Genomic DNA, 13,401 nt, shown 5'->3' on the forward strand with positions numbered 1-13,401 from the left:
CTTACGGATGAAATTCAAAAAAATGGTTCGCTAACCTATGACTTACATCTATTTTCAGCGAACCAAAAAAATTCCCACAAAGTCTTGACTGACTCGGAGTCGATTTTTAGGCTTTCCCTTTTTTTCATTTCATGCTTTAATAAATGTAGAGCGCTTATTACATTGAAAGAGTGGTAACGTTGATAAAAATTGGTACGATGATCACATTGGAACTTTCTGGCCAAGATCAAATACTAAAATGCAAACTTGTGGACCAAGAAGAAAACATTCTTTATATTGATTTTCCTATAAATAGCAAGACAGGAAAAACTGTTTTCTTACCAGACGGCACCGAGCTCGTTGCAACATTTGTGAACAGCGAAAAAAAACCGTATAAATTTCGTACTAAAGTTCTTGGCAAGAAAAAAGATAACCTCCCGATGATCATGCTTCAGGCACCTGAGTATATGGAGGAGATCCAAAGGCGGCAATTTGTCAGAATCGAGACAGCCGTTGATGTAGCCATACACGCCATTAATCAGGAATTCGCCCCATTTACAACAGTTACAAACGACATAAGTGCTGGCGGCATTTCAATCATTATTCCAAACGGTGTGGACGTACCGCTAAATGAAAATATACATATTTATATGGTGCTCACGTTTATGGACGGAACGATTGAATATTATAAGGTAACAGGGAAGGCGCTCAGAGTTGTGGAAGCGGAACATCATAAGCTCGCTTCCATAGCATTTATCAATATTGATGAAAAGACACAGCAAAAATTGATTCGCTTTTGCTTTGAACAGCAGCTGCAAATGAAAAAGAAAGGAATTTTGAATGAATAATACCGGCAAGGCTGTCCATACTATTTATAAAAAATGGCAAAAGGATGTTTTTTGTGAAGCGCTTTGAACAAATATTGATCAAATTGATCATTATACAATTCATTATGTTAATTGCCGCTCAGCTTTTTTTGCGCCATTCTGAATTGAAGCCATATTTATCAAAAGCCGTGCAATATGAAGGTGTTGGAAACATGTCCATCTCCGAATGGGTGGAAACTATCAGCCGCTAAAAGAGCAGGAAACCCCTGCTTTTCTTTCTGTATTCCAAAAAAATAGATACATATTTTTTGAAACTAGCTAGGAGGTATTATGAGTAAAAAAATTTCCATTGCAATCGACGGTCCGGCAGCTGCCGGGAAAAGCACAGTTGCCAAAAAAATCGCAAAAGATTTAGGCTATACATACATTGATACGGGTGCGATGTACAGAGCTCTCACTTTGAAAGCTTTACAGAATGGCATTTCTTTGGAGGATGAAAAAGCGCTCACCAAGCTTTTGAATGAAATGACGATTGAACTGAAGCCGGTAAATGAAGGTCAGCAAGTGCTAGTAAACGGTGAAGACGTAACGGCGATTATCCGTTCCAATGAAGTAACAAAGCATGTTTCCACTGTTTCCAAACATCCTAATGTACGGGAGGAAATGGTGAAAAGGCAAAAACAGCTTGCAGGAAACGGCGGCGTTGTCATGGATGGCAGGGATATCGGCACTCATGTGCTGCCGAATGCGGAGTTGAAAATATTTTTAAAGGCTTCTGTAGAGGAAAGAGCAAAAAGAAGGTATGAGGAGAATTTAAGAAAAGGTTTTACATCCGATTTAACACAATTAAAGAAAGAAATTGAAGAAAGAGATAAGCTTGATTCCACGAGGGCAACTGCCCCATTAAAAAAAGCGCCGGATGCCGTCGAAATCGATACAACTTCATTGACGATTGAAGAGGTGGCGGAATTAATTAAAGAATTGGTAAAAGAAAGGCTGTAAGAAATGGGTAAATTTTATCAATTTGCAAAGGCAATTGTTTACTGCTTTATTAAACCGCTCTTTCGGGTCGAAGTGATCGGAAAGGAACATTTTCCAATGGATGGTGCCGTGCTGCTTTGTTCCAATCATATTAATAATTTGGATCCTCCGACGATTGGTATCGTTTCACCAAGGCAGCTCCGTTTTATGGCTAAAGAGGAGCTGTTTAAAATTCCGGTTTTCAGCCTGATCGTCCGGGCATTGGGGGCGTTTCCGGTCAAAAGGGGCTTTTCCGATCGAGAGGCGTTAAGAACAGGCTTGAAAATATTAAAAGAAAGAGAAGTTTTAGCCATTTTTCCGGAAGGAACGAGAAGCAAAACAGGTGAACTCGGAAAAGGTTTGGCTGGTGCAGGTTTTTTTGCCTTAAGATCAGATTGTGTCGTCTTGCCATGCGCCGTCGTCAGTTCTTACAAACCGTTTCGGAAAACGAAAGTCATTTTCGGCCCAGCCATTGATTTTACATCTTATCGAAACAAAAAAATTTCAGCTGAAGAAGCGACCGATAAAATCATGACAGAAATTAGAAATTTGCTCGAAAAATATAGGTAATCAATGGATTTAACTTGACAAACGGAATTTTTTGTTAGAACTTATAGAAAAGAGGTATTTTTCATTCTATTTAGAGTAGCTTGTGACATACTAAATAGAATGGTACATATTTTGTTGAGTTGCTATGGCTTGACCAAGGAGGTAAATGGTATGGTAGAGGACATCAATCAAGGTGAAGTTTTTGTGCCTGAAGTGGGAGACGTTGTAGAAGGAATTGTAACAAAAGTGGAAGATAAGCAGGTGATTGTTGATATTAAAAATTGCAAACAAATGGGCATCATTCCGATTAGTGAACTGTCTAGTTTGCATATTGAAAAAGCTTCAGATGTTGTAAAGGAAAATGACAAGCTTGAACTAGCGGTCATTAAAGTTGAGGAAGAAGCAGTCATTTTATCGAAAAGCAAAGTGGCTGCGGATAAAGCTTGGGTGGAATTAGAGAGAAAATTTGAAAATAAAGAAGTATTTGAGGCAGAAGTGAAGGATGTCGTAAAAGGCGGTTTAGTGGTAGACCTGGGCGTCCGCGGATTTATTCCTGCTTCATTGGTTGAACCTCACTATGTTGAGGATTTTTCAGATTATAAAGGAAAAACATTGACATTGATGGTTGTGGAGCTAAACCGTGAAAAAAATCGAGTGATTTTGTCTCATCGTGCTGTAGTGGAAAAGGAGCAGGAAGAGAAAAAACAGCAAGTGCTTCAGTCGATTCAGCCTGGTGATGTATTGGAAGGAACAGTCCAACGTTTAGCCGATTTCGGAGCCTTTGTTGACATCGGCGGGATTGACGGTCTTGTACATATTTCTCAGATCTCTCATGCTCATGTAGATAAACCGTCAGATGTGCTTCAAGAAGGCGAAAAGGTAAAAGTGAAAGTTTTGTCTGTCGATCGGGATAATGGACGGGTTTCACTATCGATTAAAGAAACATTGCCTGGTCCATGGGAAAACATTTCTGAAAAAATCAAATCCGGTGATGTTGTCGAAGGAACTGTACAACGCCTCGTCTCATTCGGAGCTTTTGTTGAAGTTTTACCTGGAGTAGAAGGTCTTGTCCATATATCGCAAATTTCTAAAAAACATATAGGCACTCCTCAAGAAGTATTAGAAGAAGGACAAAAGGTAAAAGTAAAAGTGCTTGATGTAAACGAAGAAGAGAAACGGATTTCCTTAAGCATAAAGGAATTGGAAGATGATGGGACCGGTAGTGAAGAAGATTTTCGCAAATATCGTCCGAAAGAGGAATCGACAGGATTTCAACTAAGCGAAATGATCGGAGAGCAATTAAATAAATTAAAATAAAGACAAAGGCGATCATCACGAGCTGCCCCTTGTCAAGGTGACAGCGGAATAAAAAATGTTCTAAGCGGCTTTATCTCTATATTCCATAGGGCTGAGGCCGTTTAGTCGTTTTATGAGGGTAATTTGTATCGATTGCCAATCCTCAAACGAAATCTACGTTTCGCATTTGAGCGTTCTCCATAAAGACTCCATAAGCACCGCCCAGCATATAACGAGCTGTTTTATCATCTTCTCCACTGCTGTTCTTTTCATAAATCCTTGAGAATGATACGATGCATCCTCGCTGTAATAAGCTGTTATTGTTCGAAGCCTCGCCTAGTATATAGCTTCCATATCACTTCAATAAGCTGTATTTTGAGTTCTGCAGTATCGGTTCGATTTTTGCTAAGCTGCTCTATATCGTGATTATATGTGCGAACAAAATTCTTCGCTGCTTTTAATAAGCAAGCGATACGTCCGTTTTGCGTTCGTATCTCCATTAAAAATCAAAACTTGTGCAATTCCCATTTTGATAAACAAGTGATACATCCAGCCTGTATTCATTAGCCCACAATTTTTTTGCAGAAAAACTCCCTCCTAAAAAAACAAATAATGATTTAGAAGCCTTTTTTTATGAAAAGAAATTATACGGACATTCTGCCATTAAACAGATCGGCTTATGAGTTCTAAAAAAATAGCGAAAATTCATTTCTTGACGGGCAGTGAAATGTTTACATTTTCCTCTCACAGCAATCCATCAGCAATCAATTCTCCCACAGCCCTTTAACTGCTTTTTATACGCTTTTAGCTTTGGTTTCAAAATTTGTACGGTTAGCATCCATAAATTTTTCACATAATGGAAATAGTAGGAGGTTGGAGATGGAAGGAATATATTATTATTGGTTCATGTGGATGATTTGGGTAATTGTAACATTTTGGCTTCCAAAAACGGATGCTCGTTTTTGGCTCTCCTTTTTTATATTGTTAAATATTTTAGGAAGTGCAACGTTTATACACTTTACACAAATACATGTTGGTTTTTCGTATATCTTATTTGCTTTGCTTAGTTTTTTCATCTTGTATAGAACTAAGCGTTTATTTTATTCATTATTTTCCGTTTTGATCATTACGGTTGCCTATGCAGGAGTCAAGCTGTTTTATTTATTTGATCCTGTCTGGTTTTTACTTGACGTTCAGATGTATTTATCTATATTAGGAGTCATTTTATCCAATATGCTGAGCAAAGATTTTTTTGAAGGAATGGCATTTTTTATATTGGGGTCTTGTTACGGAGAAGCTCTTTTTTCGTCTGCAGTTTATTCTTATTATCGGCCGATTGTAATAGGCGACTTTCCTTTTCTTGATATGCTGTCAATCGGAATCTTTTCATTGCTCATATGGGCGTCATTCAAAACATTCGCTGCTTCTTTAGAACATATATTCAAAAAACATGCAAGGGAGAGGCAAGGGTCATGAATGAATACACGCTTCCTATTTTTTATGGTGTCTTCGTAGGTGTGTTAGCCCGTCTTTTTATGCTAAAAACCGATTATCGCCAATATCCAACATATTTGCACGGAAAAATTATTCATATCGCACTTGGATTTATAGCGGCGGGACTCGGCACGATTGCTGTTCCGGCCATAATGGAAAAGGAGTTTACTGCCATTACTTTTTTAACGTTGGCTGCATCGCAGTTTCGCGAAGTCCGCAACATGGAAAGAAATACACTGTCAGAGCTCGATCAATATGAGCTTGTTCCTCGGGGAAGTACATATATTGAAGGAATTGCAATCGCCTTTGAAAGCAGAAATTATTTAGTGATTTTCACATCTTTATTTGTTACGCTTGCTTATTTAATCTTTGGCTTTTGGATGGCTCTTGTGATGACGGTCGTTTGCTTTATCATTTCTAAAGTGTTAATGTCTGGAGGCACATTGAAAGATATTGTTGACATTCAATATGTAAAGCCGCATTTTGACGGTGCAGGCTTGTATGTCGATGACATTTATATTATGAATATCGGCATCCCGGAAAAACGTGAACTAGTTTTAAAATATGGCATGGGGTTTATTTTGACACCAAAATCATTTGATGCGAGAACAACGATTGCCAACATCGGACAACGTCAGGCGATTCTCCATGATGTCTCAACTGCGCTGGGCGTAAACCGCGATGCGGGTGAACCATCTTTAGTCCCATTGGCAAAACGAGATCTTGAGGATGGAAGAGTCGGCGTGTTTGTGCTTCCTCAAAAACATGATTTGGATATCGCCATTCGAGTGATCAGCAACGTGCCAACGCTTGAAAATGCCATTCGCATGCCGACGGAGTCGAAGGCAAATAGGAAAGGTGAGAAAAAACGATGGTTTTAGAGAAAGCGGTTTTAGCGGTCGTTACGACAAATGAGAAAAAAATAAAAGGCGGTGCACCTGTTTTTATTTGTGATAACCAAAAAGAAATGGATTCGATTGCAAAAAATTTAGAAGCGATTCTAGATGGAATTGCTCATGCCATAAGCGAGGAAATATATATCATTGTGAAACATTTTTAAGGCAGTTGTTCAATTTCATAAACTGCTATATAATAGGGTAGTTGGAAAAAAGCTTGGTAAAAAACTTCCGGGGCATGCCGAAAAAGGAGTTAGGCGAAAACATGCTGCGATTTCTTGAAGGCGTAGCCCCTTTAACATTATACATAGTGAAAAAATGCGATGAGTTTTAAATTAGGAAGGAAGTTTTAGTATGCCGAAACCTGTTGTGGCTATTGTCGGTCGACCAAATGTCGGCAAATCGACGATTTTTAATCGAATTGTCGGTGAACGTATTTCAATTGTAGAAGATATACCTGGTGTTACCCGTGACCGTATTTATGCACCTTGTGAATGGCTGAATTTCCAATTTAACTTGATCGATACAGGTGGAATTGAAATTGGGGATGAACCGTTTCTAGCACAAATTCGTCATCAGGCGGAAATTGCGATTGAAGAAGCAGATGTAATTATTTTCATTACAAACGGTCGAGAAGGCGTAACTCCCGCTGATGAAGAAGTTGCAAAAATATTGTACCGCTCAAACAAACCCGTTGTCCTTGCCGTTAATAAAATGGACAACCCGGATATGAGGGAAAATATATATGAATTTTATTCTCTTGGCTTTGGAGAACCGTACCCGATATCAGGAGCGCATGGGCTCGGACTGGGAGATCTTTTGGATGCAGTATGCAAACATTTTCCAAAACCCCAATCAGAAAATGATGATGAAGGCATCATTAAATTTTCTTTGATTGGCCGACCAAATGTCGGCAAATCTTCCTTAGTAAATGCTATTTTAGGAGAAGAAAGAGTGATCGTCAGCGAAATTGCTGGAACAACACGAGACGCCATTGACACTAAGTTTACGTATAACAAGCAGGAGTTTGTCATCATTGATACAGCTGGCATGAGAAAAAAAGGAAAAATTTATGAGACAACAGAAAAATACAGTGTTTTGCGGGCGCTTAAAGCGATTGAACGCTCTGACGTAGTGTTAGTTGTTTTAAATGCAGAGGAAGGAATTATTGAACAAGACAAGCGAATTGCTGGCTACGCCCATGAAGCCGGGAAAGCCGTTGTCATTGTAGTAAACAAATGGGATGCAGTGGAAAAAGATGAAAGAACGATGAGAGAGTTTGAAAAAGATATTCGCGATCAATTTTTATTTTTAGACTATGCGCCAATCGTCTTTTTGTCCGCAAAAACGAAGAAGAGATTGCACACATTAATGCCTCAAATTATTCTTGCCAGCGAGAATCATGCGATGCGTGTCCAAACAAACGTATTGAATGATGTGATCATGGATGCCGTTGCTATGAATCCGACTCCAACGGACCACGGTACGAGATTAAAAATCTATTATGCAACACAAGTTTCTGTTAAACCGCCTACATTTGTCATATTTGTAAATGATCCGGAGCTTCTTCATTTTTCATATGAACGTTTTTTGGAAAATCGTATTCGCGATGCATTCGGGTTTGAAGGAACCCCTATTAAAATCATTGCGAGAAAAAGAAGATAAATAAAAGGAAGTGAGTAATTTGGCGAAGGTGGCAATATTGGGAGCTGGAAGCTGGGGAACAGCGCTTGCAATTGTTCTTTGCGACAATGGTCATGAAGTGCATCTTTGGGGACATCGGAAAGAACATATAGAAGCGATCAATCGTACAAAAAAAAATGAGAAATATTTGCCAAATGTCCCATTGCCGGACAATTTAACCGGATTTTATTTCTTAAAGGATGCGGTTGAAAATGTGGAAACGATTGTCTTGGCAGTCCCGACAAAAGCGATAAGAGAAGTGCTGAGTCAATTAAGAGAAGCCATTGATCGGCCGGTTTTAATTGTCCATGTTTCAAAAGGGATTGAGCCGGGTTCATTAAAAAGAATTTCCGAAATTATTGAAGAAGAAATGCCTCCTCACCTTTTGAAGGACGTAGTTGTATTATCAGGTCCAAGCCATGCGGAAGAAGTGTCTTTGAGACAGCCGACAACAGTGACTTCTGCGAGCAAAAATATTCAAGCAGCAAAATTTGTTCAAGATTTATTTATTAACCGCTATTTTCGTGTGTATACGAATCCGGATATAATCGGGGTTGAAATTGGAGGAGCGCTGAAAAACATTATTGCTTTAGCTGCCGGAATCAGCGACGGCCTTGGATACGGGGACAATGCGAAGGCTGCTTTAATAACTAGAGGATTGGCGGAAATTTCAAGATTAGGCTGTAAAATGGGTGCCAATCCATTAACATTTTCTGGTCTTGCCGGAATCGGCGACTTAATTGTCACTTGCACAAGTGTGCATTCCCGCAATTGGCGTGCCGGCCATTTGCTAGGAAAGGGCAAAAAACTAGATGAAGTTTTAGAAAGCATGGGAATGGTTGTCGAAGGAGTAAGAACAACAAAAGCAGCTAAACAGCTTTCTGAAAAATATTCAGTAAAAATGCCGATTACCAATGTCCTTTATGAAGTGCTGTTTCACGAAAAAGATCCGAAAGAAGCAGTCGAAGAGCTTATGGCGAGAGTTAAAACGCATGAAATGGAAGATCTTGTGAACATATTAGAAAATCGAAATGAAGAACTGTAGCACATTTCCCAGCTGCTTCAGTTTTTTTTTGAATTCGATTCTTATATGGAAAACAATTGCGTGAAAAAGAGCATATGTTAAAATGATTGGTAGGAATAGAAGGAGTGGATCACAATGTCAGAAGGTCTAATGAAAATGTGGATTGCCCTCACAGCGATGGCCTTTATGTTTATCGCGGTCTTTTCCATATACTTGAGCCGTTTTAAACTAAAAGGATTTTTGAAATCTATCACAGCAGTGATTGCTTATTTTTTTATGATTTTAGCAGGAATTATCATTTTTTTCGTAGTCTTTTCCGGACCGACAAGCGAGTAGGCAAAGTGAGGAAGACGAGGATGAACAAGAAAAGCATAATGAAATCTTTCATCTCTATCATGTTTGTTTTGCTTTTATCTGGATGTTTATACCCAGAAGAACGATTACATAAAAATGAAATACCTTATGAAGCGCAAATACAATCCGTGCAAAAAGCAGTAGAACAATATAAAGCTGATACGGAAGGGCTTTTGCCGATTAAAACGAGAGACAAATCAACGCCTATTTATGAAAAATACCCTATTGATTTCAATCTGTTGATTCCTGAATATTTGCCTGAGCCCCCTGGCACCGCGTTTGAAAATGGAGGCATTTACTTATATGTTTTAGTCGATGTGGAAAAAAATCCAACCGTAAAGCTGATCGATTTACGAATAGCAGAGGCGATCCGTGAACTAAAGATGAGGATCAATGCTCATGAATATCCTCCTTATGAAAAGCAAATAGCGAAAAATGTATTTACACTGAACTATAAAAAGCTAGGATTAAAAGAGCCTCCTCATGTGAAGAGTCCGTACTCAGGGGAAAATCTTCCGCTTGTGATCGACAACAATCGAGAAGTTTACGTTGATTACAGCTTAGATTTATACCGTGCCATTAAGGAATCAAAAAGATCATTCAAAGAGGGGGAAGATATCCGTCATTTGCTAGTAGAAAACTCCCCGTTCGTCCCTGCATTTTCCCTTCCATATACTGTGAATGAAAAAAATGAACCGGTATTTTTAATAAAATAAGTCATGAACCTTTTTCTTAAGAATACAATTTAAGAGAAAGGTTCTTTTCTTTTTGGAAGAAATTCTTTTTTTACAGTCATAACTAGATAGGACAACATCATAAATATGTAATGACTAAAGAATTGTAAATGTATGGATGTTATAAGACTTGAAAGTCGGGAGGGAATCACTTGGAAAAGGTAGATATTTTCAAAGACATTGCAGAGCGAACTGGCGGCGATATTTATCTAGGGGTCGTTGGTGCAGTTAGAACCGGTAAATCAACATTCATAAAAAAGTTTATGGAATTAGTTGTTCTTCCCAATATTGAAAATGAAGCGGATAAAGCACGTGCTCAAGATGAGCTCCCTCAGAGCGCAGCAGGCAAAACCATTATGACAACGGAGCCAAAGTTTGTCCCGAATCAAGCGGTCACCGTCCATGTTGATGAAGGCCTTGATGTCAATATAAGATTAGTAGATTGCGTAGGATATACAGTGCCTGGTGCAAAGGGATACGAAGATGAAAATGGGCCGAGAATGATCAACACTCCATGGTATGAGGAGCCGATCCCGTTTCATGAAGCAGCGGAAATTGGCACCCGCAAGGTTATTCAAGACCACTCAACAATCGGTGTAGTCGTCACAACAGACGGTTCAATCGGCGAAATTCCTAGAAAAGATTACGTAGAAGCGGAAGAACGAGTAATTGAAGAGTTAAAAGAAGTCGGAAAACCATTTATTATGATTATTAATTCTGTGCATCCTCATCATCCGGATACGGAGGCTTTAAGAAAAGAATTAAATGAAAAATATGATATTCCAGTTCTTGCTATGAGCGTGGAAAGCATGAGGGAAATTGATGTAACGAATGTATTGAGAGAAGCGCTTTTCGAATTTCCAGTCTTGGAAGTCAATGTGAATTTGCCCAGCTGGGTGATGGTGCTGAGAGAAGATCATTGGCTTCGCACGAGCTATCAAGAAACGGTGAAGGAAACAGTAAAAGATATCAAACGTCTGCGTGATGTCAATCAAGTTGTCCAGCAGTTCAGTGAGTATGATTTTATTGAGCGGGCTGGACTAGCTGGTATTCAAATGGGCCAAGGGATTGCGGAGATCGATTTGTTTGCGCCGGATGAGCTGTACGATCAAATTTTAAAAGAAGTTGTCGGTGTTGAAATACGCGGGAAGGATCATCTGCTTGAGCTCATGCAAAATTTTGCACACGCTAAGGCGGAATACGATCAAGTAGCCGATGCTTTAAAAATGGTAAAACAGACAGGTTACGGCATAGCAGCACCGGCTTTATCAGATATGAGTCTGGATGAACCGGAAATTATCCGCCAAGGATCGAGATTCGGCGTCCGGCTCAAAGCAGTCGCACCTTCCATTCATATGATTAAAGTAGATGTTGAATCTGAATTTGCGCCGATCATTGGCACAGAAAAACAAAGTGAAGAGCTTGTGCGTTATTTAATGCAAGATTTTGAAGAAAATCCTTTGTCCATATGGAATTCCGATATATTCGGAAGAAGCTTAAGCTCGATCGTCAGAGAAGGAATACAAGCAAAATTGTCGTTGATGCCTGAAAATGCCCGCTACAAATTAAAAGAAACATTGGAAAGAATCATCAACGAGGGGTCAGGCGGGCTCATAGCAATCATATTATAAAAGATCAAAAGGGGCTGTCCAGAAAGTCAAATCCGTATTGAAAACAAAAAATCATAAACATCGATATATCAACGTTTCTAAAACATTAATGGGGGCGTCAATAAGCAAAAAAACGACTTATTAGACACCCCCGTTGTTTTTTTCACAAGGGGCAAACGAGTGAGCCCTGTTTTTTTTTTTTTTTTTGACAAGAAGTTCTGCCCTGCGTTTTCCGGCCTTTGAAAAGACACATCATTTTTTTTAAAAGGTTAAACAACTTAGCGAAAAAACCGAATTTGAAGGTATTCGTACTGAAATAATTTTATTAGGCGGCGGAAGCTGTCGCTTTTCGAAGCGTTTTGTCCAACATCTTCCAGTCGTAAAGGTTTGAAATTTGTCTTAGAATTTTCTGTAATGCTTTTAATGTGTTTCAATTGGTAGTAAACAACATTGTTTGATTCGAATAAATAGAGGGCCAAATAATCAGTTTTTACATCAAGCAAGCAAACCGCTTTTGCTTTCAGGACCGCCTCTATTCACCTTAATCATTTTTCCAACAAGCGACTTTACATATTGATAAAATTTTTCTCCAGCTGCAGTCATTTTCTTTAACCTCCCTTGGCATTCAACCATACAGGTCAATCATAATGTATTTATACGTTCAAAATGGGAGAAAGCAACAGAACATTTACCCAATTCATGAAAAATAAGCGATCGCCTATTTGCGTCGTTCAACTTGCTAAAACATTAAATGTGAAGCGATAAATTGATTTCTTTTCGAGATAAAATCGAGAATTTGTGAAGGCTGTTGATTAAATTCGTCAAGGGTATATTGGAAATAAGGATCTTTGCTAATAAACTTTTTCACTTGTTCATAATAACCGTATACAGCATCTATCAAATTTTTTACCGTAAATTGATGTTGTATAGTGTCATATAAAAGTTGTTGGTAAAGTTTTTTATACTTTTGGGCGTCTAGCAGCCTTGCCGTTAAAGTGTTAAATCCTTCTACCCGAACATAGTCATGTCGAATTTTTTCTCCGTTGACATCAATTCCTCATGTCGCATCGTAATCCCAGGGAATAATATGAAAACGGCTTGTTTCTCCATGTAAGTAAAGTGCGTAATTGTGAACAAAACCATCGTAATTTTGTGTGCAAATAACACCTGTCAGCCATTTTAATATTGCTCCACGTCTAAATATTGTTCAATTTCTTCAGAAAATTGGGACGAATTGCTTGTATTAACAAAATAAATAAATTGTTCGAACTTACTAAAATCGTCATTTTCCCCGTATTTTAGCTCATATCCTTGTGATAAGCTTTTTTTTACCTTTTGGTCTAAATCGCTGTATAACGAAAAATTAGCATCACCATCTATTGCATAAAAAATTGGGCCTTTAGGCAGTTTTCTTTTTGCTAAAAAATCTTCATTGACGGATTCAAGGCGTAAATAAATGCCTTGATGGATTCTATTGATCGATAAAAGGGTGAATTTTGTTTCGGGGACGTATACTCCTATACGGTCGAAAAAATAATAAGAAAGCTTATTGCGAATCAGTGAAGGATCAAAATATTCCGCATTTAAATGAAATTCCTTTTCGTTATTGTATTGTGAAGGACGGTAATATTTTATAAAAAAAGATTTTTTTTCGCTTTTCTAGTATGAGAGCCACGATACATTATATCCGCATCGATCTTCTTCTTCCCTAAATAAACCATGCCGGGAACTCCGTCTTCATCCCATTTATTTTTTTGTAAAAAAAGCAAATCTTTCGGATGAATGTATAAGGAAATTTTCTCCAAGTCTTTTTCCATTTGATCCCTCTTTCCACTGTTTTTCATTTAAATAGTATGAATGTGGATAAAACATGCCACTGTTGGCAAACGCACATTTTTTTAACGATTTAAAGGTCCAAACGAATTAATGTAAAGA

The 13,401-nt window shown here is 38.4% G+C and carries 14 protein-coding genes and 1 pseudogene; 13 read left to right on the plus strand and 2 right to left on the minus strand.

The features are described from left to right. Window positions 1–179: 179 nt before the first annotated feature. The 13 genes from FB379_RS12615 to spoIVA all read left to right on the plus strand — a co-directional run bounded on the left by FB379_RS12615 (window position 180) and on the right by spoIVA (window position 11,487). On the plus strand, window positions 180–827 hold the full coding sequence (locus FB379_RS12615; RefSeq protein ID WP_130156168.1) for a flagellar brake protein: 648 nt from the start codon (window positions 180–182) through the stop codon (window positions 825–827). A 53-nt stretch (window positions 828–880) separates the two neighbouring features. Next, complete coding sequence (locus FB379_RS18485) at window positions 881–1,057, plus strand: DUF5359 family protein (RefSeq protein WP_094246144.1); 177 nt, start codon at window positions 881–883, stop codon at window positions 1,055–1,057. 79 nt (window positions 1,058–1,136) lie between these two features. Beyond that, a complete protein-coding gene (cmk, locus tag FB379_RS12620) occupies window positions 1,137–1,808 on the plus strand; it encodes a (d)CMP kinase (protein WP_063388604.1) in 672 nt (223 codons plus the stop codon). A 3-nt stretch (window positions 1,809–1,811) separates the two neighbouring features. Beyond that, the gene (locus tag FB379_RS12625) at window positions 1,812–2,396 is read left to right on the plus strand and encodes a lysophospholipid acyltransferase family protein (protein ID WP_066251969.1); all 585 of its coding nucleotides are present in this window, start codon (window positions 1,812–1,814) and stop codon (window positions 2,394–2,396) included. A gap of 150 nt (window positions 2,397–2,546) precedes the next feature. Further along, window positions 2,547–3,692: a 30S ribosomal protein S1 gene (gene rpsA / locus FB379_RS12630; RefSeq protein ID WP_144598135.1), complete on the plus strand. Its 1,146-nt coding sequence runs from the start codon at window positions 2,547–2,549 to the stop codon at window positions 3,690–3,692. 858 nt (window positions 3,693–4,550) lie between these two features. Then, window positions 4,551–5,147: a YphA family membrane protein gene (locus FB379_RS12635; RefSeq protein WP_063388601.1), complete on the plus strand. Its 597-nt coding sequence runs from the start codon at window positions 4,551–4,553 to the stop codon at window positions 5,145–5,147. Next, window positions 5,144–6,046 carry a YIEGIA family protein gene (locus FB379_RS12640; protein WP_063388600.1) on the plus strand — a complete coding sequence of 301 codons (903 nt, stop codon included), beginning with the start codon at window positions 5,144–5,146 and terminating at the stop codon, window positions 6,044–6,046. The genes FB379_RS12635 and FB379_RS12640 overlap by 4 nt, the downstream gene beginning before the upstream one ends. Then, entirely contained in the window at window positions 6,037–6,225 is a 189-nt protein-coding gene (locus FB379_RS12645) for a capping complex subunit for YIEGIA (protein WP_066251964.1), read from the plus strand. Before FB379_RS12640 ends, FB379_RS12645 begins: the two co-directional genes overlap by 10 nt. A gap of 190 nt (window positions 6,226–6,415) precedes the next feature. Then, a complete protein-coding gene (gene der, locus FB379_RS12650) occupies window positions 6,416–7,726 on the plus strand; it encodes a ribosome biogenesis GTPase Der (protein ID WP_063388598.1) in 1,311 nt (436 codons plus the stop codon). Between the two features lie 19 nt (window positions 7,727–7,745). Beyond that, window positions 7,746–8,789 carry an NAD(P)H-dependent glycerol-3-phosphate dehydrogenase gene (locus FB379_RS12655; RefSeq protein ID WP_066251961.1) on the plus strand — a complete coding sequence of 348 codons (1,044 nt, stop codon included), beginning with the start codon at window positions 7,746–7,748 and terminating at the stop codon, window positions 8,787–8,789. Between the two features lie 114 nt (window positions 8,790–8,903). Then, a complete protein-coding gene (locus tag FB379_RS12660) occupies window positions 8,904–9,104 on the plus strand; it encodes a DUF2768 domain-containing protein (RefSeq protein ID WP_063388596.1) in 201 nt (66 codons plus the stop codon). A 20-nt stretch (window positions 9,105–9,124) separates the two neighbouring features. Continuing rightward, a complete protein-coding gene (locus FB379_RS12665; protein ID WP_082829632.1) occupies window positions 9,125–9,838 on the plus strand; it encodes a hypothetical protein in 714 nt (237 codons plus the stop codon). 170 nt (window positions 9,839–10,008) lie between these two features. Then, on the plus strand, window positions 10,009–11,487 hold the full coding sequence (gene spoIVA / locus FB379_RS12670) for a stage IV sporulation protein A (RefSeq protein WP_063388595.1): 1,479 nt from the start codon (window positions 10,009–10,011) through the stop codon (window positions 11,485–11,487). 718 nt (window positions 11,488–12,205) lie between these two features. Here spoIVA and FB379_RS19275 read toward each other — a convergent pair. Then, window positions 12,206–13,101, minus strand: a pseudogene (locus tag FB379_RS19275) (CotH kinase family protein). Then, window positions 13,098–13,283, minus strand: a complete 186-nt coding sequence (locus tag FB379_RS19135; RefSeq protein ID WP_327848142.1) for a hypothetical protein — start codon at window positions 13,281–13,283, stop codon at window positions 13,098–13,100. The pseudogene FB379_RS19275 and the gene FB379_RS19135 overlap by 4 nt, the downstream one beginning before the upstream one ends. Window positions 13,284–13,401 lie beyond the last annotated feature (118 nt).

Origin of the sequence: Aeribacillus composti (assembly GCF_007827555.1) — a bacterium.
Taxonomy (GTDB): Bacteria; Bacillota; Bacilli; order Bacillales; family Aeribacillaceae; genus Aeribacillus; species Aeribacillus composti.

Excerpts from the sequence above, each read along its gene's own strand:
- cmk (WP_063388604.1), top strand. The coding sequence starts at position 1,137 with ATGAGTAAAAAAATTTCCATTGCAATCGACGGTCCGGCAGCTGCCGGG.
- FB379_RS12625 (WP_066251969.1), top strand. The coding sequence starts at position 1,812 with ATGGGTAAATTTTATCAATTTGCAAAGGCAATTGTTTACTGCTTTATT.
- rpsA (WP_144598135.1), top strand. The coding sequence starts at position 2,547 with ATGGTAGAGGACATCAATCAAGGTGAAGTTTTTGTGCCTGAAGTGGGA.
- FB379_RS12635 (WP_063388601.1), top strand. The coding sequence starts at position 4,551 with ATGGAAGGAATATATTATTATTGGTTCATGTGGATGATTTGGGTAATT.
- FB379_RS12640 (WP_063388600.1), top strand. The coding sequence starts at position 5,144 with ATGAATGAATACACGCTTCCTATTTTTTATGGTGTCTTCGTAGGTGTG.
- FB379_RS12645 (WP_066251964.1), top strand. The coding sequence starts at position 6,037 with ATGGTTTTAGAGAAAGCGGTTTTAGCGGTCGTTACGACAAATGAGAAA.
- der (WP_063388598.1), top strand. The coding sequence starts at position 6,416 with ATGCCGAAACCTGTTGTGGCTATTGTCGGTCGACCAAATGTCGGCAAA.
- FB379_RS12660 (WP_063388596.1), top strand. The coding sequence starts at position 8,904 with ATGTCAGAAGGTCTAATGAAAATGTGGATTGCCCTCACAGCGATGGCC.
- FB379_RS12665 (WP_082829632.1), top strand. The coding sequence starts at position 9,125 with ATGAACAAGAAAAGCATAATGAAATCTTTCATCTCTATCATGTTTGTT.
- FB379_RS19135 (WP_327848142.1), bottom strand. The coding sequence starts at position 13,283 with ATGGAAAAAGACTTGGAGAAAATTTCCTTATACATTCATCCGAAAGAT.